Below are 23,553 nucleotides of genomic sequence, written 5' to 3'. Positions count from 1 at the left end.
TAGCAATAAAAGAAATCGTTTACTATAAACTAAGGGGGAAGTTCCATGCCAGAAGCCAAATTTTCCTTAAATCATTTAGCCGATCCCTGTTTTTTCCAAGAAAATCGGCTGCCAGCCCATAGTGACCATGGGTATTATGCGGATATGGCAGAATGGAATGCGAGGGAATCATCTTATGTATGCAGGTTAAACGGCTTTTGGTATTTTAAGTATTTCCAAAATCCTCAGTTGGTGACAAGGGGATTTGAACAGTTAGATTTTGATTGTCGTGATTGGCAGACAATTCGGGTACCGGCCCATTTTCAGCTGGAAGGCTATGGAGTACCCCAGTATACCAATCAGACCTATCCTTGGGATGGACATGAGGCTGTTTTGCCTGGGGAGGTGCCACTGCGTGACAATCCCACGGGCGTATATGTGAATTATTTTTATTTGCCCCAGGGCTGGCAGAACCTTTATCTTTCCCTTCAAGGAGCAGAATCGGCGGTAGTGGTTTACTTCAATGGGAAATACGTTGGCTATAGTGAGGATAGCTTTACTCCAGCGGAATTTGATTTAACCCCTTATTTGCAGGCGGGAGAAAACAAGCTAGCGTTGCAGGTTATGCAGTTCTCCTCCGGCAGCTGGCTGGAAGATCAGGATTTTTGGCGCTTTGGCGGGATTTTTCGGGACGTATGGATTGGGACGAAGCCGAATTGTCATATTGCGGATTTAAATTTTACGGCGATTCCAGTAAACGATTACAAAGATGGCCGGCTTACTGGCAAAATCACTTGGTCCAATGAAGCACTGCGGAAGGTTGAAATCCGGCTGTTAACAGCGGAGGGAAAGCAGGCAGCTGCGACTACGCTCACGGGAACGGGATTGCAGGACGAATTTGAGCTGGCTGTGGAAGCGGTAAAACTCTGGAGTGCGGAACAGCCCTATCTGTACCAGCTGATGCTAACCGTTTATGATGGGGCAGATGTTTTACAGGAAGTTGTTCCCTATGCGGTGGGTTTTCGGGAATTTAAACTAGATGGCAATATCATGAAAATCAACGGCAAGCGCATCGTATTCAAAGGCGTTAATCGGCATGAGTTTGATTGTCGCCGCGGTCGGGCAATGAATCCGGAAGATTTCGAGCAGGACATTGTGAATATGAAAAAGCATAACATCAATGCACTGCGCTGTTCACATTATCCCAATGCCAAGGAGCTTTATGATTTATGTGACCGCTATGGCCTCTATGTAATTGATGAGACCAATTTGGAGACCCATGGAACCTGGCAGAAAAATGGTGTGCTGGCCCGGGATGAGAATACCATTCCCAATGATAATGGCAAGTGGCAGGAAAATGTTTTGGATCGGGCAAAATCGATGCTGGAACGCGATAAGAATCATGCATCGGTTCTCATTTGGTCCTGTGGCAATGAGTCCTGCGGCGGCAAGGATATCTTTGCTATGAGCGAGTATTTTCGTCAAGCGGATTCCACGCGGCTGGTGCATTATGAAAGTATTTTTTGGGATAGGCGGTATGCGGCAACCAGTGATATGGAAAGCCAGATGTACACGAAGGCAGCGGATATAAAAGCCTTTTTGGAAAAACACCGTGACAAGCCCTTTATCTGTTGTGAGTATACCCACAGTATGGGGAATAGCAACGGCGGCATGCACAAATATACCGAGCTTACCGAACAGGAACCCTTGTATCAAGGTGGTTTTATTTGGGACTTTGTGGATCAAGCGCTGGTGAAAAAAGACCGTTATGGGCGGGAGTTTTTGGCCTATGGTGGTGACTTCGGGGACCGTTCCAGTGATTATAATTTCTGTGGCGATGGCATTTTTTGGGCGGATAGGATGCCGACGGCTAAGCTTCAGGACGTGAAATATAATTATCAGGATTATCATTTGCGGGTGTCTGAAGATGGTATTGTTGTGGAAAACAATAGCTTGTTTACGGACGTCAAAGAATATGATTTGCATTATGAAATGCTGGTGGAAGGAAAAAAAGTCTGGGAAAAGACTGTGGCGGCTCCATCGGTCAAACCTGGCGAGAAAAAACGAGTGGAGCTGGCTGATTTGCCGATAGGTCCTAGAGGCGAGGTGTGCCTTACCGCCGCCTTAGTTTTAAAGGAAGATAGGCCTTGGGCCACAAAAGGCTATGAAGTAGCATTTGGGCAGGGGATATGGCAGCGTGAAGGAGCGCCGCTTTACAAGGGAGAAAACGCTCCGAAGGCGGTCAATGACCATAGTTCAATACCCAATCCCTTGGATAAGCCTTTGCGGGTAGTAAATGGCGATATTAATTTGGGGGTGAAATTTCAGGGGGGTGAAATTCTATTTTCCAGTGCCCAGGGAAATATCGTTTCGTATAAGTTAAATGGTGTGGAATTGTTAGAAGAAATGCCGAAACCGTTATTCTGGCGGGCTCCGGTAGATAACGACTACGGCAACCGTCGCGATTTTTCGGTGGCGCAATGGAAGTTGGCAAGTCTTTATCGCCGTTGTGTGAAGCAAGAGATTCAGCTATCGGATGGACTTTGGCAGAAGTATGAATGGTTTGGGCAGCTGGGCATCAAAGAGTATGCTGCCAAACAAGTTAAGATACGATTTACTTATGAGCTTGCCACGGCACCAACCGCCTTTTGTCAAATAACCTACTGTGTGGGTTCAGGGGGGATTTTAAAGGTGGAACTTGATTATGAGAAGACAGCTGGCCTGCCGGAAATACCAGATTTTGCGATGCTCTTTATACTGCCTGCTGATTACGACCAGTTGCAATACTATGGGTATGGGCCAGCGGCCAATTATATCGATAGACAGGAAGGGGCAAAGCTGGGGGTATATACTTCCACGGCCCAGCAGGAAATGGAATCCTATCTTGTGCCTCAGGAATGTGGCAACCACGGCGGCATCCGTTGGCTGGAGGTAACGGATAAACGTGGCCGAGGCGTGCGGGTAGCCGGGGAAATACCGCTGGCGGTTTCTGCTTTACCATATAGTGCCCAGGAATTGGAAAATGCTCGTCATCAGTATGACTTACCGCAGGTACATCATACCTATTTACGGGTTTCAGCTGGACCGTGTGGTGTCGGTGGCGATGATACCTGGGGGGCACCGGTATTAGAGGAATATCGCCTAAAAAATGAATCGATGCATTTGATGTTTTATTTTCAGGGAATATAAGGAGGTATATCATGATTGAATTTGACTCGTCACGAGGTGTGTTCCATCTTCACAATGAGCATATGAGCTACGTTATGCAGGTGGTGCGAGACCGATATTTGCTGCATCGTTACTGGGGACATCCCCTAAAAGAATTTCGGGATAGTGCACCGCTGCAAGCTATCGACCGGGCTTTTTCCCCACAGCCGGCAGCTTATGCCAACGAGCGTACTTTTTCGCTGGATGTGTTGCCACAGGAGTATCCAGGGTATGGTCATGGTGATTACCGTTTGCCAGCCTATGAAGTGCGTCTGGCCAACGGGACTACCGTGACAGAACTATTCTACGACCATTATGAGATTACGGCAGGGAAGCCTAAATTGGCAGGCTTGCCCGCCGTATATGCCGACAAGGACGAAGCAGAAACTCTGCATATACATCTGCTGGATAGCCAGGGGAAGCTGGCGGTAGAGCTTTTATATACGCTGCTGACCAATACGGGAATGCTGACCCGTAGTGTGCGGATTACCAATTGTGGTAATGAGGCGCTCACGTTGACTGGCGCCGCTAGTTTTGCCCTCGACTTTGCTGACCATGATTTTGACCGTTTGAGCTTGTATGGTGGCCACGCAGCAGAACGGAGCTTGGAGCGGGTACCTTTGATGCGTGGGATACAGGAAACCGGCAGCCGCCGCGGCGTTAGCTCCCATCAGCAGTCCCCCTTTATGGCCCTGGCCCGCAGAAATGCTACAGAAAATATTGGGGAAGTGTATGGCTTTAGTTTGATATGGAGTGGGGAGTCGTCTTTTGTTACCGAGGTGGAACAGTTTGGAACTACCCGAGTAGCAGGCGGCATTAATCCCTTTGAATTTGCTTGGCAGTTAGCCCCACAGGAGAGTTTTCAGACACCGGAAGTCATGATGGTATATAGCGAATTCGGGTTAAATGGCATGAGTCAGGTGTTCCATCAGGTGGTCCGCCATCATATTGTCCGTGGCAAATATCAGCATGAATTGCGGCCGATTTTAGTGAATAACTGGGAAGCAACTTATTTTGATTTTGATGATGAGAAAATTGATAGTCTGGCACAGACCGCCAGTGAGCTGGGGATGGAATTGCTGGTACTGGATGATGGTTGGTTTGGTAAACGTGATGACGATAACAGCAGTTTAGGGGATTGGGTTGTCAACACGAAGAAGTTAAAACAGGGATTAACGGGAGTAGCTGCTGCCGCCCACAAACGGGGAATGAAATTTGGTTTGTGGTTTGAGCCGGAGATGATATCAGAGGATTCAGAGCTATTCCGCCAGCATCCCGAGTGGGTCTTGCAAGTGCCAGATTATAAAAGCTGCTTTAGCCGCCATCAGCTGGTGTTGGATTTGTCACGGCCGGAGGTATGTGAATATATTGTAAATGCTGTCAGCAAGGTGTTGGAGGCTGCCCCTATTGACTATGTGAAGTGGGACTTTAACCGGCATTTGACGGAAGCCTTCTCAGGGGCACTTCCCAGCCAGCGGCAGGGGGAGACAAAAACGCGCTTTGTTTTGGGTCTCTATGCTGTTTTGGAACGCTTGACGGCCAAATTCCCGGATGTCTTATGGGAAAGCTGTTCTGGTGGCGGTGGCCGCTTTGATGCGGGGATGCTCTACTACATGCCCCAGACCTGGACCAGTGATAATACCGATGCGATTTGCCGCTTGTCGATTCAAAGTGGTACCAGTTTGGTTTTTCCACCAATAACCATGGGAGCGCATGTATCGGTGGCACCAAATCATCAGGTAGGCAGGATGACTAGTCTACAGGTACGTACTTTGTGCGCTTTTGCTGGTGACTTTGGTTATGAGTTAGATATCACGCGCATGAGTGAGCAGGAAAAAGAACAGGTAAAGAAGCATATTGAATTGTATAAGAAATTGCGCCCAACCTTGCAGCAGGGGCAGTTCTATCGCTTGATGACGCCCTTTTCAGGAACAAAAAACGAAACGGCTTGGCAGTTTATCCGTGAAGATGGGCAGCAAGTAGTGGTATTGTACTTCAAAACATTGGCTGAGCCAGCGGCACCGATACGGATGCTTCGTCTCATGGGATTGGATTCATCTGCGGGCTATCGCTTGACCGATTACCTGCCGGCACAGCGCATGAGCATGGACTTTGGTGGCGAAAAAGCTATCGATCAGACAGGTCAGGTATATTACGGGGATGAACTCATGCATAATGGCATTGGGGTGGAAAAGATTGATGCAGATTTTGCTGGCTATCTATGGGTATTTACCAGAGAAAAATAAGACTGAAAATTTTTATTTAAACAATATGTTGCAATATTCGTCAAAGGGGGTATAATAAGAAATAAGGAAATCGTTTACTATTGATTCATACGAAAATGATTTGAATCATAGGACGATATTTATTTTACACATTTAAGAAAACGTTTACATAGTAAACGGAAGAGGGGGAACTGGTATGGAAAACACAATAATTACCATCAGTCGTCAATATGGTGCTGGTGGCAGGGAATTGGCGGGGATTCTTGCGCGGAAGCTTGGCATAAAGTTATATGACCGCCAGATTGTGCATATCGCCGCTGCCAAAATGGGGCTGGATGATTTGCGGGAAGAAGAACTGTTGGAAATGGAAAATCAAGTGAAGCCATTGGCACTGAATTTTATTCCCTTCCACTCTTTTGGCACCCACATGGGAAGCAGCAGTCAGGAAATGTTTTTGAGCGAATCGGCAGTTATCCGGAAAATTGCTAAAGATGGTCCCTGTATTTTCCTAGGGCGCAGCGCCGATTATGTGTTACGAAAAATGGATAATGTTTTCTCGGTTTTTGTTTGTGCAGACGATGCTTTTCGTGAGAAGCGCGGTTGCGAGGTCTACGATGGCAAAAGTTTGAAAGAGCTGGATGCCGAGGATGCAAAACGTGCTCGATATTATAACTACTATACAGGACGTACCTGGGGAGATGGTGAGAATTATGATTTGGTTGTAAATACCAGTTCGGGGGAATTGGAAAAGATGGCAGAGGCTTTGATTGCCTATATGCGTGTGATAAAGGGCTGAATTTAGGAGGTCGTGATTATGGAAGCAGTAATATCGCAGGAAAAGAAAAACAACATGTGGCCGCGAATTGCTTATGCTTGCGGTACCTTTGGCCATGATGTATTTTATGCTATGCTGGCAACATATTTTATGATTTTTGTAACCAGCAACTTATTTTCATCCAACAATCCCAGTCAGGATGCCTATATGATCGGCGTCGTTACTACGATAATTATGGTATTGCGTGTAGCAGAGCTTTTTATTGATCCTTTTATGGGAAATGTCATCGATAAAACCAAGACTCGTTGGGGGCGTTTTAAGCCTTGGGTTATTGTCGGTGCATTTGTAGCGGCGATTACGCTGGCAGTGTTGTTCACCGATTTTGGTGGACTTACGGTTTCCAATCCAACCTTGTATTTGATTCTTTTTGCGATTGTCTATTTTGTGATGGATGTGTTCTATTCTGCTAAGGACGTGGCTATATGGTCGATGATTCCGGCTTTGTCCTTTGATTCCCGTGAGCGTGAAGTTACGGCAACAGTGGCCCGCATTGGTTCGGTGTTTGGTGGACAGCTGGTCACAATTATGGTCATGCCCATTGTGTTGTATTTTTCGGTTAATTCAAATGGTGGTGCCGGTGACCCGCAAGGATGGTTTGCTTTTGCCTGCATTGGTGGTGGTATTGCTACCTTAGGGGCAATTATTCTAGGCCTGGGAACGAAAGAACAGGACTCCGCTTTGCGGGAAAACAAAGTGGATACTTCCTTTAAAGATGTCTTTAAAGTGTTGGCCAAGAACGATCAGCTCTTGTGGACGGCTTGTGCTTATCTGATTTTTGGCCTGGGGCAGAATATTGTTAATAATTTCAACCTGTATTACTTCATCTATGTAATTGGCGATGCTACAAAATTTTCCATTTTAGGTATCATTAATGTGGTGATTGGTTTGATGGCGGTAGCACTGTTCCCCCTGCTTACGACAAAATTCAGCCGCCGAAACTTGTTCTTTAGTTCTTTGGGGATTATGATGGGTTCGCTGGTTTTGTATGCGTTGTCTGGTACTAACGTATGGTTAGCACTTACCGCTGCTGGACTGTTCGCTTTGCCTCAGCCTCTGATTTTTTTGGTAGTGTTGATGACGATTACCGATTCGGTAGAATATGGCCAGCTGAAGCTGGGACATCGCGATGAAGCAGTATGCCTTTGCGTTCGTCCGTTAGTAGATAAACTTTCTGGGGCAATCACTGGCGGCATTGTCGGTTTGACTGCTGTGTGGGTAGGAATGACTGGTGGTGCTTCGGCAGCTGATATCACCACCGGTGGTTTGTTAAAATTCCAACTTATCATGTTTGCTATTCCGGTGGTACTGCTGGTATTGGCTGCTGTAGTTTACCGCAAAAAAGTAACGCTGACGGAAGAAGAACACGCTCGTATCGTCGAAGAGCTGGAGGAGACGTGGGAAGATATCAATAAGTAAAGCCAAGGGGAAAATCGTTCGAGTAGTCATATTTAAGAAAACGTTTACAAACTGTATTGACAAGCAGCAGTTTCAGGGGTAAACTAAACATAACAAAAGGGTGCAGCTTTGGTTTTCGCTATAAGTTGCACCAAAATTTTCAACAAATAAGAAAACGTTTACATACAAAAGCAGGAGGTAGAAGCATGGAACAGGAAATCTTAGAAAAAATGCAGGCGGAGTTTTCTAAAAAATTTGGTTCTAAGGAGACGCGGCTTTATTTTTCGCCGGGACGGGTCAATTTAATTGGCGAACATACAGATTATAACGGCGGTCATGTATTTCCTTGTGCAATTTCCCTGGGAACTTATGCGTTAGTAGCAGATCGTCAGGATGATAAGACCAGGATGTTTTCGATGAATTTAGCCGATAAGGGCGTGATGGAGTTTCCGATGGCTGGCCTTGTCTACGATAAGAGCAAGGATTGGGCGAATTACCCGATGGGAGTTGTGAAGGTCTTTGAGGATGCTGGTTATAAAGCTTCGCATGGTTTTGATATTTTGATATATGGGACATTGCCCAATGGCTCCGGTTTGTCGTCTTCAGCTTCCTTGGAGGTTTTGACAGCGCTTATCTTAAATGATGCATTTGCCTTTGGGTTGGATATGGTGACGATGGTTAAACTTTCGCAGAAGGCAGAAAATACTTTTGTCGGTGTTAATTGCGGCATCATGGATCAGTTTGCTGTTGGTATGGGGCGGAAGGATTGTGCAATCTTGCTCGATTGCAATACGTTGGAGTATCGGTATAGCAAAATCGCATTGACTGGTGCCAGCATCGTCATTGCCAATACCAACAAGCCGCACAGTTTAGCATCAAGTGCTTATAATGTGCGGCGTGCACAGTGTGAACATGCTTTGAATGAATTGAGGGAAGTAAGACCGGATTTACATGCTTTGGGAGAACTTAGCAACGAAGCGTTCAATCAGTTGGCTGGGGCGATTTCCGAACCCCTGGAACGGCAGCGCGCACGCCATGCGGTAATGGAGAATAACCGTACCTTGGCAGCGGTTGAGGCATTGGAAGCAAAGGATGTCGCAAGGTTTGGCAAGCTGATGAATGAATCGCATTATTCGCTGCGTGATGATTATGATGTTACAGGCCGTGAACTTGATACGCTGGCAGAACTGGCATGGCAGGTGGATGGCGTTATCGGTTCGCGGATGACTGGTGCTGGTTTTGGCGGGTGTACCGTAAGTTTGGTAAAAGATGAAGCCATTGAAGCGTTCAAGGAGAAAGTCGGAAAAGCGTATACGGAGAAGATTGGCTATGCGCCAAGCTTCTATGTGGCAAATATTGCAGATGGTACGCATCGGGTGAAATGATAGAAACAAATATAGTAAACGCATAGAAAAGATGGTAAAATAGAAAGCGATTTCTGTTTGATAAAAAAGGAGCGCATGAATATGTCAATTCTTGTATGTGGCGGTGCTGGATATATTGGTTCTCACGCCGTACATCAGTTGGTGGCAAAAGGAGAAGATGTTGTCATCGTCGATAATCTGCAAACGGGCCATCGTGATGCCTTGAATCCGAAGGCAAAGTTTTATGAAGGAGATATTCGTGAGGCAGAGGTTCTGGATAAGATTTTTACCGAGAACCAAATCGATGCGGTTATCCATTTTGCCGCTAATTCGCTGGTAGGCGAAAGCATGGAAAAACCCCTGAAGTATTTCAACAACAATGTATATGGTATGCAGGTGCTGCTGGAAGCGATGGTCCGCCATAAGGTGGATAAGATAGTATTTTCTTCTACCGCTGCAGTTTATGGCGAACCGAAGCGCATTCCCATTCTCGAAGAGGATGAAACCTGCCCGACCAATACCTATGGGGAAAGCAAGCTTACCATGGAGAAAATGATGAAATGGGTTAGCCGTGCGAATGGCATCCGTTATGTTTCGCTGCGTTATTTCAATGCAGCTGGCGCGTTGGATGATGGTTCTATCGGGGAAGATCACAGCCCGGAAACGCATTTGATTCCGCTGATTTTGCAGGTCCCCTTAGGGAAGCGCGATCACATTACGATTTTTGGTGATGACTACGCTACGCCGGATGGAACTTGCCTGCGAGATTATATTCATGTTATTGATTTGGCTGATGCGCATGTACTGGCGTTGGAATACCTGCGTCAGGGCGGTGAAAGCAATATTTTCAATCTGGGCAATGGCCAGGGCTTTTCGGTCAAAGAAATGATTGAAGCAGCCAAAGAGGCTACAGGCAAAGACATCAAGGTGGAAATGGGCAGCCGTCGTGCCGGCGATCCAGCGCAGTTGATCGCTTCTAGTGAAAAGGCGCGGAACATTTTGGGGTGGAACCCTCGTTATACCGATGTGCGCCAGGTTATTGGCACGGCTTGGACCTGGCACCAGAAGCATCCAAATGGCTATGAAAAATAAAACGGTTTATCCGTTAGCCTGATGGCTGCCACCTTTCTTGGGAAAGGGCGAAAGGAAGATAATAGTGACTATCAATACAGAAATCAATCGCCTGCTGAACTTCGCTAAGCAGCGCGGTCTTATCAGCGAAGAGGATTATTATTACAGTGCAAATTTACTGCTGGACGTTTTGCATGTCAGTGAATTTGTGCCGGAAGAGATAAACGAAACTTTAGAAACGGCTGCACCGATACTGGCGTCTATGCTGGATTTTGCGGTGCAGGAAGGACTTATCGAAGATACGGTTTGTCAGCGGGATCTGTTCGATACCCGCCTGATGAATTGTGTGATGCCGCGGCCTTCCGAGGTGGTACGCAAATTCCAGGAGGATTATGCGCGGGCACCGAAGGCGGCAACGGACAATTTTTATAAGATGAGTATTGCTGCCAATTATATCCGCAAAGATAGGATTGATAAGAATCTGAAATGGCAGACGCCCACAGAATACGGTAAGCTGGATATAACCATCAATCTTTCGAAGCCAGAAAAGGATCCCCGGGATATCGCCAAGGCGAAGCTGGTACCGTCGAGTGCTTATCCGCAGTGCCTATTGTGCCGGGAAAATGAAGGATTTGCCGGTCATGCCGGGCATCCAGCCAGACAAACGCATCGGTTGATTCCGTTGCGGCTCGCATCGCATCGTTGGTTTTTGCAGTATTCTCCGTATACCTATTACAACGAGCATTGTATCGTGTTGAATCGCAAACATACGCCGATGAAGGTGAATCGCAAAACCTTTGAAAATCTGCTGGATTTTGTAACGATTTTTCCGCATTATTTCCTCGGTTCCAATGCCGATTTGCCAATAGTAGGCGGCTCGATTCTTTCCCATGATCATTATCAAGGTGGACGTTATGATTTTGCTATGGCCAAGGCCCCGGTGGAAAAGGAGTATGCAGCAGCTGGTTTTCCTTCGGTAAAAATCGGCCGGGTCAAGTGGCCCATGTCGACCATTCGGCTGACTGGAGAGAACCGGGAAGAGCTTGTAAGCCTTGCGGATAAAATCCTCACCAAGTGGCGTTCCTATCGGGATGACAGCGTTGGTGTACTGCCTGTTTCCGATGGCAAGCCCCATAATACCATTACGCCTATTGCTCGCCGCCGCGGGAAGGCCTATGAGCTGGATTTGGTGCTGCGCAATAACCGAACCAGCGCGGAGCATCCCTTGGGGATTTTTCATCCCCATGCCGAGGTGCACCATATCAAGAAGGAAAACATCGGTCTTATCGAGGTAATGGGGCTGGCGGTATTGCCGGCACGGCTGAAACAGGAGATGCAGCGGCTGGAGCAGGAACTGGTCAAGGGTACGGAAGATATTTCGGGGATTGCTGAGTTGGCAAAGCATGCGGACTGGTATCAAATGCTGCGGGAAAAATATCCGAAGGTTGCGACGGAGCAGGTAACGGAAATCCTGCAGGCAGAAATCGGTAAGGTTTTTGCAGTGGTGTTGACCCATGCTGGTGTTTTCAAGCGCGATGCCCAGGGAATGGCAGCTTTCGATAGGTTTATGCAAACCGTTTCTGAGGATTGAGGTGCCGAAGAAAGCAGGTCGTTATGGAAGAGAAGAAACAGGCTACGATTGTGGATGTAGCAAAGGCTGCTGGTGTATCGGTGGCAACGGTGTCCCGGGTGGTAAATGGCAATTATCCGGTAAAGCGGGAGACCCAGGAGAAGGTTAAGGCGGCAATAAGCAGCCTTAATTATGTGCCCAACGTGCAGGCCCGAGAACTTAATACCCGCAAATCCACCACCATTGGGGTGGTGGTACCGGGACTGCACAATATGTTTTTTGCCGAGGTAATTGACGGCATCGAAGAGGCTGTTCGGCAGGTGGGGTTTTCCTTCCTGCTCAATTGTGCCAAGAATGACCCAAAGCAGGAAAGTCAGGCCATTAATGCGCTGGTGGCGCGCAACGTGTCCGGGATTATCGTCATCAGTCCGAATACGAAAGACATCAAAGAGAGCTTCTACGAAAAATTAGTGGAGCGGGTTCCCTTGGTGTTTATCAACGGGTATCACCGGATAAATGGCGTGTCCTATGTGGGCAATGATGAGCAGCTGGGCTGCAAAACAGCCTTGGACTATCTGCATGGCTTGGGACATAGGCAGATTCTGTTTGTGCGGGGGGCGAATTCCGATTCCTATGACATCAAGGAGGAAACCTATCGCCAGGTCATGACCGCAGCGGGCAGGGGGGCCGAGGATTACATCTTAAATATCGGTGAAGGCAATGGTGTTGACACCGTGGATGCCACTATGGCGGCCTTGGTGAAAAAACTGCCCCAATTAAGGCCGACGGCTATTTTTTGCTGCAACGATTTAATGGCGGTAGGTGCCTTGAATGCCTGCAAGCGGTTGGGGCTGTCCGTACCACAGGACATTTCCATTATGGGCTATGACAATATCGCCTTATCGCGGTTGGTGGAGCCAAAACTTACCACCATGGACCAGAATATGTTCCAGCTAGGAGAAAGTGCCGCCAATCTGCTGATTGAAACCATTCGCGGCGGGAAAAGCAAGCGCATTCTTCTCGACAATGTGCTGGTGGTTCGGGATACCACCGGAAAAATTTCTCTATAAGCAAAATACCTGCCCTAGCGGTAAAATCCGTCAGGGCAGGTATTTTTTGCTTGTTTTTCGGTTATTCTGTTGGGCTGGCTGCGGTGGGAATCTTGGTTATCATGATTTTATCGATCCGCGCCCGGTCCATATCGACGACTTCAAAGGTAAAGCCGTTCCAGTCTTTCTTTTCCCCAGCCTTGGGGATGTAGCCAAAGTAGGAGGTGAGGAAGCCACCCATGGTCTGATAATGGTCGTGGTCTTCGTCGGGAAGTTCATCGATGGCGAAGCGCTCCTTGAAATCATCGATGGAGTAAAGTCCGTCCACCAGCCAGGAGTTTTCATCCCGTACCGTAAGCTGAACCGGGTCTGGTTCGCCGGTGGCGTGGGTGTCGCTGATGATTTCCTGCAGGATGTCATCCATGGTCAAAAAGCCGATGACTCCGCCGTATTCATCTAGTACCATGGCTTCGTGGGTGCCGCTTTCCCGGAATTGTTCCAGTACCCGGAAGGTTTCCATGGAGCGGGGCACAAAGAGGGGCTTGCGGATGTAGTTGGACAGATCCAGGGTCTTCCGCTCCAGGGCGGCATTGAGTAAATCCTTGGCGTAGAGGATGCCGCAGAAGTCATCGAGACTATCCCGACCCACGGGAAAGACATCTTGATGATTCTCGCGAATGAGCCGCAGGTTGTGTTTCAAGGAGTCGGAGAGGTCGAGCCACAACATCTGGGTGCGCGGCGTCATTAAGGCGTAGGCAGTTTGGTCGCTCATGTGGAAAATTCGGTCTACCATAGCCTGCTCGGTCTTTTCAAAGGTGCCATCCTCGGTGCCCTGCTCGATGAGGTCCTTGACTTCATCCTCGGTAACGGTATCGTCAAACTTTGGATTGATGCCGAAAATCAGCAGGATGAGATTGGCCGAGCCGGAGAGCAGGGAGATAAACGGCCGGGTTAGGCTGGTGATGATTTCCAGCGTGCGATGGTATTTGAGTAGCACGGCTTCCGGCTTTTGCATCGCGGCTTTTTTCGGCAGAAATTCGCTGAATAGCAGCGTGATATACGTCATGGCGACAATGGAAATAATCAGGGCAACCAGCCAGCCTTGTGGCAAAAATGTCAAGTAACCGGCTAAATATGGCGCCAGAAAAACACCGGTGCATAAACCAGTCAAAATACTGGTAAGCGTAATGCCAACCTGGCATAACGAAAGCATCGGCTCAGGATTTTCGAGAATCAGCAGGGAAGCCTTGGCATCCGCACTGCCATCTTCCTGAAGTTTTTCCAATCGTCCGCGGTGACTTTCGGTAATCGCGGTTTCAATCAGGGAAAAGAAGCCATTGGCTATCAATAAAATAATCAGCGATACGAACAGTAAACCTGCTTGGGAACTATCCAATGAATCATACACATCCTTTGTTTATATTATCCCTAGTATAGCATAGAATCTTCACTCAGTCATCATAAGCCCAGTGGCCATTGCCAAGGATGATTCCTCCATGAATGACGGCCGGACTGGAGCTCCCGGCTGTGCGGGCAGGCAGATTGGTGGAAAGAACGTAAGGCGTATCGGTGAGCCAGGCCGTGACGAGAACGGCATCGTCTTTTAGCTTGCGATAGGCCTTACGGTCAAGCTCTGCCTGATAGACTTCGCTTTGGTGGGGGGCGATGGTGGTACTAGTCAAGGCCTGGGTGAAGGCCATGCCAGTCGAATAGCGATAGAGCGCCTTGCCTTTTTTGTCTAAGATGGCAAAGTCGTAGACTTGGCCGTTGCGATGGGAAATGGTATAGGGGGTATCGCCTACGTTAGTGACCTTAAACTCCAGCAGCAGCCGGCCGTGCCGGTCCTCCACCGTGAGCTCTTCGGTAAGCTTATCCGCCCGGAAGGCGGCGTAGGTTTTGCCAGGCGATGCGCTTTTGCTGCTGCCGCTGGTGGGAATGGAAATACCGATGCCTGTTCCAATTCCGGCGGATACGGGAATGGTGGAAGTTCCCATCAGGCAGAGGGCTATCGTGGAAACGGCGAAAATTTTTGCAAAATGCTTGCGCATAACAATCACTCCTTCGTATTATTATCGTTGCATGTGTCCGAAAGATTAAATGGAATTTGGCGTCTGAAAGAAAAGCGGACACTGCTTGCAAGGATATTGTATAATAGAACCATTAAAACTTGAAAACGAAATCGGAGGATAGATAAATGACGGATAACGATATGCGGAAGGACATCCCGACGCTGCAGTGGTTCCCAGGCCACATGAAAAAGGCTCAGCGCCTCATTGAGGAGAACCTGAAGCTGGTGGACGTGGTCATTGAACTGCTTGACGCGCGCATTCCCGCAAGTTCTGCTAACCCGATGCTGGCAGAAATCATCAAGGATAAGCCGCGGATGATAGCGCTGAACAAGGCTGACCTTGCGGACAGCCGCAGCACGAAGGAATGGCTGGAGTATTTCCGCAGTCAGGGAATTGTGGCGGTGGCAATCGATTCGGTCAAGGGCAAGGGCATGAAGCAGTTGGTAAGAGCGGCGGAAGAGCTGGCTCGCCCCAAAACGGAGAAGTTTGTTTCCAAAGGGGCAAAAGCCCGGGCTGCCCGCTGCATGATTTTGGGCATTCCCAACGTGGGCAAGTCCTCGCTAATCAATCGCTTGGCTGGTGCTGTAAAGGCCAAGGCTGCCAATCAGCCTGGTGTTACGCGGGCCAAGCAGTGGATTAAGATTGGCAGCAACCTCGACCTTTTGGATACGCCAGGTATTCTCTGGCCGAAGTTTGAAGACCAGACCGTTGGATTGAAGTTGGCCTTCACCGGGGCAATCAACGATGATATTTACGACCGAGAGCAGGTGACGGCGCTCTTGCTGGCATCCCTTCGCCAGAATTATCCAGAGCGTTTGGTGGAACGGTTTAAGTTCAAGGGGGAAATGCCAACGGATGGTTTGGAACTCTTGGAGGCTGTGGGACGCAAGCGGGGGTGCCTTGTAAAAGGCGGTATCGTGGATTTGGAAAAGGCGCAGAATATTGTCTTGAATGAATTCCGCGCCGGAAAACTTGGTTTGGTTACGTTGGATGGTGTTCCAGCCAGTGAGGCAGAACAGCAGGAGGCAGAAAAAAACATTGAATGATTTAGCAAATTATACGATAAAAGATATAGAGGGATTTTTTGCTGAAGGCAACGTGGATGAAGAATTCCTGGCGGCTTGTGCGGCGGATAAGCGCAAAGCAGTGGGCAGACTGGTGAAACGTTATGAACGGGAGCAGCAGGATCGTGCCCGGGTAGCGGAAATGTACGCCTTTGAGCACATGGCAATGGATGAAGGCTATGAATTGGTGGCCGGCGTCGACGAAGCCGGCCGCGGCCCCTTGGCGGGCCCGGTTTCGGTGGCGGCAGTCATCCTGCCTAAGGACCTTTATCTGCCTAAGATAAACGATTCCAAAAAGATATCGGCCAAGGTTCGGGAAGAGCTCTTTGAAGAAATCCAGGCTAAGGCGCTGGCGATTGGTACGGCACTTATCGATGCCCAGACCATTGATCGGGTCAATATCTATCAGGCCACCATCAATGGCATGTACGAATCAATTTTTATGTTGAAACCGGAGCCGCAAAAAGTGCTCATCGATGCGGTGAAGTTGGATAACCTGCCGATGGCCTCGGAATCCATCATTAAGGGAGATGCGAAATCCGCGTCGATTGCGGCGGCTTCAATTATTGCCAAGGTTACTCGAGATCGCTTGATGGATGCCTACGACAAACAGTATCCGGAGTATGGGTTTGCCCAGCACAAAGGCTATGGTACCGCCCAGCATCTTGAGGCGCTGAAAAAATATGGCCCCTGCCCGATTCATCGTGTGTCTTTTGAACCAATCCGCTCCCTCGTAAACGGTATGTATTAAATCAGTCTATGGATAAAGGTGTGTGAAAGCGATGCCCATGGAAACGTCTATGAATATAGGAATCCGTCCCGTTGACCGTCCCCAGTCTACTGGCAGTACCGAAGGCGTTTCTCGCCGCGATGATGGGGGCGGCTCTTCTGCCGCGTTTAGTCCCAAGACAAATGTGTCGATAAAAAATGCGGTAGATGATATGGCAGGGCTCCTGTCGAAGATTGCCAGCAATCAGACCGAGGCCGTCGATAAGATGCCGGAGGATTTGCAAAAGGTCATTCAAAACGTCTTGAAACAGGCCTTTTCCTTGGAGGAAACTATGGGACAAGGGTTGGGGAGTACCCTTGAGAGCCAGCGGTTTTCCATGGACCAATTGTCCGCCCTTTCCCGAATGCTTTCTCAGCTGGGGAACATGGCCGAGAAGGGGATGCCCATTGAAGTCAGCGACGAGCTGCGGGCACTGCTTACCAATTTAAAGGTGATGGTGTCGGCTGAAAGCGGTTCTTCGTTAGAACCGGTGCTTTTGACCAAGGCGGCTTTTGAGCTGCTGGACAACAAAAGTTTTTCGGAACTTCCTAAGGAAGTGCAGGAGCTTTTGTTAGCCCTTCAGCCTCAAGGCCAGACCATGGCGATGAATACGAGTGGCGGAAGTTCGCTGGAGTTTTTGAAGCAGCTGGTACAGTATTTCATGCCGCGCCCAGCGGCTAATGGCAGCCAGGCGAAGCAGGCTGAGCCACCGCAACAGGCGCCGCAGCAGGGCCAAAGCAACCAACCGGGACAGCAGGCCGCCGGACAGGAAGCAGCTAAGGGAACTATGGCTCAAGAAATGGTAGGACAAAAAAATGTGGCTACCCAGTCCCCAAATGCGGAGCTCCCTGGTCAAAATTTGACAAGTCAACAGGCGGGAAAGCAGTTAGGAAATAATCCAGCGGCTTCGCAAAATCAGCAGCCCCAGCCGGGGCAAACTGCCCAAACAGCCCAGCCGGGACAGGCGGGGCAACAGGCCCAGGCTGGACAAAACGCAGGACAGAGTCAGACTGCACCACAGGGGCAGTCCGCTTCACAAGGGGCCCCCCAGGGACAGCAACCTACGGGACAGCCGGCTGGGCAGACGACGGGCAATATGGCGCAGGGACAGAACGCCAGCGGAAATTTGACAAGTCAAGCCGGGCAAAATCAGAATCCAGCTCTTGTCAATCGTAACGCGGAGAATCTGCCGGAAAACAGAATGCCTGGACAGCAGGAGAATCCTGCCGGTGCACAGAAACCGGCGGGGAACTTCCAGCAGGCGGCGATGCAGCAGGCCAAGTCCCAGCTCATGAGCCAGACCATGGAAAACACCCCGCAGGCCATGAATATCATGAAGAATTTGGCCCAGCTGTTGATGAAGAATACGGAGATGAACCAGCGGGATATGTTGCTGTTGCAGAATTTTGTCAACGGCAGAAATGGCACGCTAAATGAGCAGGATGCAAAACAATTGCAGCAGCTCATACGGCTTTGCCAGCAGAATGTGCCGGCAACGGTTCAACAGGCAGCTTATCAGCAGGATATTCCGGATTTGCCTCGCCTGTGGGCCTTTATGCAGCTTTGCGATATGACTATGGCTAAGCGCATGACGGCGCGGCAGCTCAAAAAGGCCGGCAAGGATGTGGCAACCTTTGTGCTTTCTATGCGCAATTCTATGGAAGGTGGGAACTCAGCGGTGCAGGGGCAGCGGTCCCTAAACTTTATGCTCCCCATGTATATGGGAGACGACAGCACCTACCCGTCGTATATTCATGTCTATGATGAAAAACAGCCAGACCCCGAGACCGGGGAGCTCAAGAAAGAAACCTGGCTGCGGCTCTGTGTCCTTACCGATAACATCGGGGCTGTGGAGCTTACCTGTCGTGTTTATCAGGAAAATCAGCTGGATATGCGGGTGTTTTTCTCCAGCCAGGAATCGGCGGACCTCTTCCGTCAGCAGGCTAAGAGCCTTCGGGATTCGCTGAAGGATTCCGCGTTAACGCTCAAGGATTTTAAGATTGGAGCAGCTGGTGAACGACGTTTTATGTAAAAGAATAAGAAACAATGTCCTTGACGAAAAAACAATAGCAACATATAATGATACCGTGAAGGACCACTCAGGCAGGTGATAAGGATATGAAGGAGCGCCATAAGTTACAGGAAGAACCGGAGACAGATCCCAACGTACCCCAAAAGGCGGTTGCCCTAAAGTATGACTTGGAACGGGATACCGCACCACGGGTGGTAGCCAAAGGACGGGGGCATGTGGCCGAAAATATCCTGGCGGCAGCACAAGCGAATACGATTCCCGTCTATCAAAACAAAACGTTGGTCAACATGCTGATGGCCCTTGATATCGACCGGGAAATCCCGCCGGAGCTGTATCGTACCATTGCCGAGGTAATGGCTTATGTTTATCGTATTGATAAGCAGGCAAAGCCAAAGGAGAAGCCTAAGGTCCGGCTGTAATCGGAGCGGATGAGAGGGTGCGGCATGAATAACAAGGTTCTGGGCAGTCAAGGAGAACAAGCCGCTGCGGACTATTTGTCCCGGCACGGCTATCAGATTTGCGTGCGGAATTTTCGGGTGCCAGTGGGGGAGATTGATATTATTGCTTCCTGTGGGGAGGTGCTGGCCTTTGTGGAGGTCAAGACCCGCAGTGGACTGCGCTTTGGTACACCGGCGCAGTCTGTCACCTATTCCAAACAAAAGAAAATTATTCAAACGGCGCGTTGGTTTTTGCGGCAGAGACATTTAGAGGACAAGTGTCTCTGCCGTTTTGATGTTATTGAGGTCTATGTGCGGCCCAATGGACAGTACGAAATCTGCCATATACCTGGGGCTTTTGAGACCTGATAGGGGATTGGAATCGAGTCGGGGGGATTTGTATGTTTGCCAGAACTTACGGAGCGACGACGCTGGGGGTAGATGGGCTCATCATTGATGTGGAGGTGGATTCGGCGGCAGGCCTGCCGGGATTTAACATTGTGGGCCTGCCGGATACTTCGGTAAAGGAGTCCAGGGAACGGGTGCGGACGGCTATCCGCAACAGCGGCATCCGTCTGCGGCAGGAAAATGTGACCATTAATCTAGCCCCGGCGGCTATCCGAAAAGACGGTTCGGGGTTGGACCTGCCCATTGCTATCGGGCTTTTGGCCGCCTATGGGGTGATTCCCCAATCTCTGCTGGAAAAGAGTCTGTTTGTGGCCGAACTTTCTCTCGAGGGGGAATGCCGCGGAGTGCATGGCATCCTGCCCATGGCAATGCAGGCAAGGGAACGGGGGTTGACGGAATTATTTGTGGCCAGGGAAAACGCCAACGAAGCGCTGTTGGTGGATGGCATCCAGGTCTATGCGGTGGATAATCTCCTACAGTTGGTGCAGTTCGTCAATGGCCAGGAAGCCATGGACCCGGCAAAGGCTGAGGTGATAGCGGCAGAACCGGAGACAATCGTGGATGATTTTGCCGATGTGCAGGGGCAGTATCAGGCCAAGCGAGCGTTGGAAATTGCTGCCGCTGGCGGACACAATGTCCTGATGGTGGGAGTGCCAGGCGCCGGCAAGACCATGCTGGCAAAGCGAGTCAGTACCATTCTGCCAAAATTATCTAAGGAAGAGGCACTGGAGGTTACGAAAATCTACAGCATTGCCGGGCTGTTGCCGAAAAACAGCGGCCTCTTAACAAAGCGGCCCTTTCGCAGTCCACATCATACGGCGTCGATGACAGCGATGGTAGGGGGCGGCAGTGTCCCGCGGCCAGGAGAGGTCACCTTAGCCCATCATGGCGTGCTTTTTTTAGATGAGCTGCCGGAATTTAGTAAAAAAACGCTGGAGGTTCTTCGAGAACCCATTGAAGACCAGAAGATTACCGTGGCGCGAATCCATGCGACGATTACCTATCCCGCTTCCTTCATCCTCATTACGAGCTTGAATCCATGTCCCTGTGGGTTCCTGGGCGACCCAGACCATGACTGTTCCTGTACACCGGGGGAAATCAAGCGCTATATGCGGCGGATTTCCGGCCCGCTGCTCGACCGCATCGATATTCATATCCGGGTGTCCCGGGTAAAGTATGAGGATTTGTCCTCCAAACAGAAAGCCGAATCCTCAGCGGTAATCCGCCAGCGGGTGGAAAAGGCCCGTCAGCGCCAACGGGAGAGGCTCAAGCCCTATGGGCTGTTCTGTAACGCCCAGATGTCCCATGCGATAATCCATAAGGAGTGCCCCCTGCCAGAAGAGGCTCAAAAACTTTTGGAACAGGCCTTCCAGCGGCTTATGTTGTCGGCCCGTTCCTATGACCGGATTATCAAAGTGGCCCGGACCATTGCCGATTTGGCAGGAGATGAGGATATTTCCGCCGTTCATATTGCCGAAGCCATACAATTGCGCAATGATATGGGGTTAGCGATGGATTGATATGGCTTGCGGTTGGCAAAAAGGCATCAATAGCGTTATAATAAAACCCTATCGTAAAATGGACGGAAAAACTGCTTATTGGATGGTGCGGAAGATGCTGACGGCAAGTGTATTTGTGAATATCCCCGTAAAAAGCATAGCGAAGGCGTATACCTACAGCGTGCCAGCTGAGCTCTCCTTTTTGGCGACGGGCTGGCGCGTTTTTGTGCCCTTTGGCGGACGCAAAGTCGAGGGCTTTGTGTTAGCGGTGGGGGAAAAGAGTGAGGCGGAACTGCAAAATATCCAGCTGAAACCCATATTGGCTGTGGTTGATGAGGAAAGCTGGTTTACCCCGGCCATGATAAAAGCGGCCAGCTGGCTGGCGGATTTTTATCTCTGTTCCTTGGCGGAAATGATGCGGCTTTTTATGCCGGGCAAGAGCGGTCTTAAAATATCGGTGCAGTATGAAGCCACAGCTGAAGCCCGTGACCACATTCTGCTGCAGATGCCGATGTATTGCGCGGTTTATCGGTACTTGCAGGCCGAAGGGCCTAAGGGACGAAAGGATATTGCCAAGGCACTGCCAGAGCTAAAGGAGGATTTGCCCGCCATCTTAGATAAGCTCACCCAGTACAAGGTATTGGTCAAGGACTATGCAGCCCAAAAGCGCGATAACGCCCGGTATGAGAAGCTCGTGGTTTTGACTTGTCAATTGACCGGTCAAATCCGGGAAGACTACAAGCGGAAAAAGGCCCAGCTCCAGCTGCTGGAGCTATTGGCAGCGGCTCCTGAGCAGACGATGACCATGGCAGCCATCAAGGCGGCGAAGGTCTCTTCGGCAACGGTCAAGCACCTTGCCGAGGCGGGCCTGGCAGAAATCCGCCAGCGCCGCGTGCTGCGGGACAGCTATGGTGATGTGCAGGCCACGCGGCAGCGCGTGGAACTGACAGAGGAACAGTCGGTGGCCGTAAAGGCAATGGAGCCGGCGCTGGCTAGGCATGACTATCAAGGCTTTCTGCTCAAAGGCGTCACGGGCAGCGGCAAGACCCAGGTCTATATCGAGATGGCTGAACGCGTGCGCAACCTTGGGCGGCAGGTTATCGTACTGGTGCCGGAAATCGCCTTGACCGGCCAAGTAGTCATGGCATTTAAGGCTTACTTTCCCGATGATATCGTCGTCATGCACAGCCGGCTGTCCCTATCGGAGCGCAACGATGCCATTTTGCGCGTGCGCCGTGGCGGGGCAGGTATCATCATCGGTGCACGGTCGGCGCTGTTTACGCCGGCCGATGATATCGGACTTATCATCATGGACGAGGAGCAGGATATGTCTTATAAGCAGGACGAGTCGCCGCGCTATCATGCTCGGGTGGTAGCCGAAGAACTGGCCCGCATTCATCAGTCGGTGCTGCTGCTGGGCAGTGCAACGCCCTCCCTGGAATCCTATTACCGTGCTCGCAAGGGGGAGTTTACGCTGCTGACGATGACGAAACGCATCGGTGACTTGCCGCTGCCGCTCGTAAAATGCGTGGACATGCGTCAGGAGTTGCGGCTGGGCAACCGCCATATCATGTCGCGCCCGTTGCAGCAGCTCATTGAGCAGACCATGGCGAAAAGGCAGCAGCTCATCATCATGCTCAATCGCCGTGGCTTTTCGACCTTCGTCATGTGCCGTTCGTGTGGGGAAGTCATCAAGTGCAAGCTCTGCGGTCTGCCGCTGGTCTACCATCAGGGGCATGGCGGCCGGCCGGGGAAACTTGCTTGTCATCACTGCGATGTGGCAGAGCCAATTCCCGATGCCTGTCCAAAGTGTGGCAGCCGCTATATCAAATACTTTGGTTCGGGGACCGAAAAGCTCGAGCAGGAACTTCATCAAATTGTACCCTCGGCACGGGTCATTCGCATGGACCGCGATACGACCAATACGAAGTTTGCTCATCAGGAAATCCTGGCGAAATTCCGCCGGCAGGAATACGATATCCTGCTCGGCACGCAAATGGTGGCGAAGGGGCACGATATTCCCAATGTCACGGCGGTCGGTATCATCAGTGCCGATTCCAGCCTCAATCTGCCCGACTTCCGGGCGGCTGAGCGCTGCTTTATGCTTATCACGCAGACGGCCGGCCGCGCGGGCCGTCATACGGAGCAGGGCCGCGTCATCATCCAGACTTATAATCCTGAGCACTATGCGGTTAACTGCGGTATCGCTCAGGATTACGAGGGGTTTGCGGAACAGGAACTCATACTTCGGCGGCAGCTCTTTTATCCGCCATACAGCCGGCTGGTCAAACTGTTATATCAAAGCGAGGATGAACAGGCTGCTCGCAGCGGTGCAGTCCAGCTTATCGCTGCCTTTCAGCAGCATTTCCATGGGGACAAGGGGCAGCAGGTCATTGGCCCGTCACCGGCAGTTATCGCGCGGCTGCGCGGTGTCTATCGTTTTGTGGTGCTCATAAAGACCGCCAATCTTTCCGCGGTGCAGGCTTTCCTGCGGGAGCAGGGACTGCACCTGCGCACCGATGTGGCTATCGACATCGACCCTATTACCATGCTTTGAACAGGAGACGGAGGGGCGTATTC

The 23,553-nt window shown here is 50.2% G+C and carries 17 protein-coding genes; 15 read left to right on the top strand and 2 right to left on the bottom strand.

What is annotated here, in order from left to right; genetic code table 11:
- Positions 1–45: 45 nt before the first annotated feature.
- The 8 genes from BLQ36_RS00405 to BLQ36_RS00370 all read left to right on the top strand — a co-directional run bounded on the left by BLQ36_RS00405 (position 46) and on the right by BLQ36_RS00370 (position 12,716).
- Positions 46–3,168, top strand: a complete 3,123-nt coding sequence (locus BLQ36_RS00405) for a glycoside hydrolase family 2 TIM barrel-domain containing protein (RefSeq protein WP_074513488.1) — start codon at positions 46–48, stop codon at positions 3,166–3,168.
- An 11-nt stretch (positions 3,169–3,179) separates the two neighbouring features.
- Positions 3,180–5,432 carry an alpha-galactosidase gene (locus tag BLQ36_RS00400; protein WP_074513487.1) on the top strand — a complete coding sequence of 751 codons (2,253 nt, stop codon included), beginning with the start codon at positions 3,180–3,182 and terminating at the stop codon, positions 5,430–5,432.
- 175 nt (positions 5,433–5,607) lie between these two features.
- Complete coding sequence (locus tag BLQ36_RS00395) at positions 5,608–6,207, top strand: AAA family ATPase (RefSeq protein ID WP_074513486.1); 600 nt, start codon at positions 5,608–5,610, stop codon at positions 6,205–6,207.
- Between the two features lie 18 nt (positions 6,208–6,225).
- Complete coding sequence (locus BLQ36_RS00390; RefSeq protein ID WP_074513485.1) at positions 6,226–7,662, top strand: glycoside-pentoside-hexuronide (GPH):cation symporter; 1,437 nt, start codon at positions 6,226–6,228, stop codon at positions 7,660–7,662.
- A 185-nt stretch (positions 7,663–7,847) separates the two neighbouring features.
- Positions 7,848–9,026: a galactokinase gene (locus BLQ36_RS00385; protein ID WP_074513484.1), complete on the top strand. Its 1,179-nt coding sequence runs from the start codon at positions 7,848–7,850 to the stop codon at positions 9,024–9,026.
- Between the two features lie 81 nt (positions 9,027–9,107).
- The gene (gene galE / locus BLQ36_RS00380; protein WP_033169601.1) at positions 9,108–10,097 is read left to right on the top strand and encodes a UDP-glucose 4-epimerase GalE; all 990 of its coding nucleotides are present in this window, start codon (positions 9,108–9,110) and stop codon (positions 10,095–10,097) included.
- A gap of 64 nt (positions 10,098–10,161) precedes the next feature.
- Positions 10,162–11,667 (top strand): UDP-glucose--hexose-1-phosphate uridylyltransferase, encoded by a 1,506-nt coding sequence (galT, locus tag BLQ36_RS00375; RefSeq protein WP_074513483.1) that lies wholly within the window; start codon positions 10,162–10,164, stop codon positions 11,665–11,667.
- Positions 11,668–11,690: 23 nt separating this feature from the next.
- Positions 11,691–12,716, top strand: coding sequence for a LacI family DNA-binding transcriptional regulator (locus BLQ36_RS00370; RefSeq protein WP_074513482.1), 1,026 nt, complete (start codon positions 11,691–11,693; stop codon positions 12,714–12,716).
- 61 nt (positions 12,717–12,777) lie between these two features.
- On the opposite strand, the gene BLQ36_RS00365 is transcribed toward BLQ36_RS00370, so the two are convergent.
- Both BLQ36_RS00365 and BLQ36_RS00360 read right to left on the bottom strand, forming a co-directional pair.
- The gene (locus tag BLQ36_RS00365; RefSeq protein WP_074513481.1) at positions 12,778–14,091 is read right to left on the bottom strand and encodes a hemolysin family protein; all 1,314 of its coding nucleotides are present in this window, start codon (positions 14,089–14,091) and stop codon (positions 12,778–12,780) included.
- A gap of 55 nt (positions 14,092–14,146) precedes the next feature.
- Positions 14,147–14,743 (bottom strand): BsuPI-related putative proteinase inhibitor, encoded by a 597-nt coding sequence (locus tag BLQ36_RS00360; protein ID WP_074513480.1) that lies wholly within the window; start codon positions 14,741–14,743, stop codon positions 14,147–14,149.
- A 146-nt stretch (positions 14,744–14,889) separates the two neighbouring features.
- Here BLQ36_RS00360 and ylqF point away from each other — a divergent pair, with 146 nt between their 5' ends.
- From ylqF to priA, 7 genes are all read left to right on the top strand, one after another.
- Entirely contained in the window at positions 14,890–15,810 is a 921-nt protein-coding gene (gene ylqF, locus BLQ36_RS00355; protein WP_074513479.1) for a ribosome biogenesis GTPase YlqF, read from the top strand.
- Complete coding sequence (locus BLQ36_RS00350; protein WP_074513478.1) at positions 15,803–16,579, top strand: ribonuclease HII; 777 nt, start codon at positions 15,803–15,805, stop codon at positions 16,577–16,579. Before ylqF ends, BLQ36_RS00350 begins: the two co-directional genes overlap by 8 nt.
- 31 nt (positions 16,580–16,610) lie before the next feature.
- Positions 16,611–18,629 (top strand): hypothetical protein, encoded by a 2,019-nt coding sequence (locus tag BLQ36_RS00345; RefSeq protein ID WP_074513477.1) that lies wholly within the window; start codon positions 16,611–16,613, stop codon positions 18,627–18,629.
- Between the two features lie 86 nt (positions 18,630–18,715).
- Positions 18,716–19,048 (top strand): EscU/YscU/HrcU family type III secretion system export apparatus switch protein, encoded by a 333-nt coding sequence (locus BLQ36_RS00340; RefSeq protein ID WP_074513476.1) that lies wholly within the window; start codon positions 18,716–18,718, stop codon positions 19,046–19,048.
- Positions 19,049–19,072: 24 nt separating this feature from the next.
- Positions 19,073–19,435 carry a YraN family protein gene (locus tag BLQ36_RS00335; RefSeq protein WP_074513475.1) on the top strand — a complete coding sequence of 121 codons (363 nt, stop codon included), beginning with the start codon at positions 19,073–19,075 and terminating at the stop codon, positions 19,433–19,435.
- A 32-nt stretch (positions 19,436–19,467) separates the two neighbouring features.
- Positions 19,468–20,994 carry a YifB family Mg chelatase-like AAA ATPase gene (locus BLQ36_RS00330; protein WP_074513474.1) on the top strand — a complete coding sequence of 509 codons (1,527 nt, stop codon included), beginning with the start codon at positions 19,468–19,470 and terminating at the stop codon, positions 20,992–20,994.
- A 94-nt stretch (positions 20,995–21,088) separates the two neighbouring features.
- A complete protein-coding gene (priA, locus tag BLQ36_RS00325; RefSeq protein ID WP_074513665.1) occupies positions 21,089–23,530 on the top strand; it encodes a primosomal protein N' in 2,442 nt (813 codons plus the stop codon).
- The last annotated feature ends 23 nt before the right edge of the window (positions 23,531–23,553 follow it).

The organism is Selenomonas sp. WCT3 (assembly GCA_900100835.1).
In the GTDB taxonomy this organism is placed as follows: Bacteria; Bacillota; Negativicutes; order Selenomonadales; family Selenomonadaceae; genus Selenomonas_A; species Selenomonas_A ruminantium_E.
The sequence above is the reverse complement of the archived record's forward strand: the minus strand, read 5'-3'. Positions and strand labels throughout refer to the sequence as shown.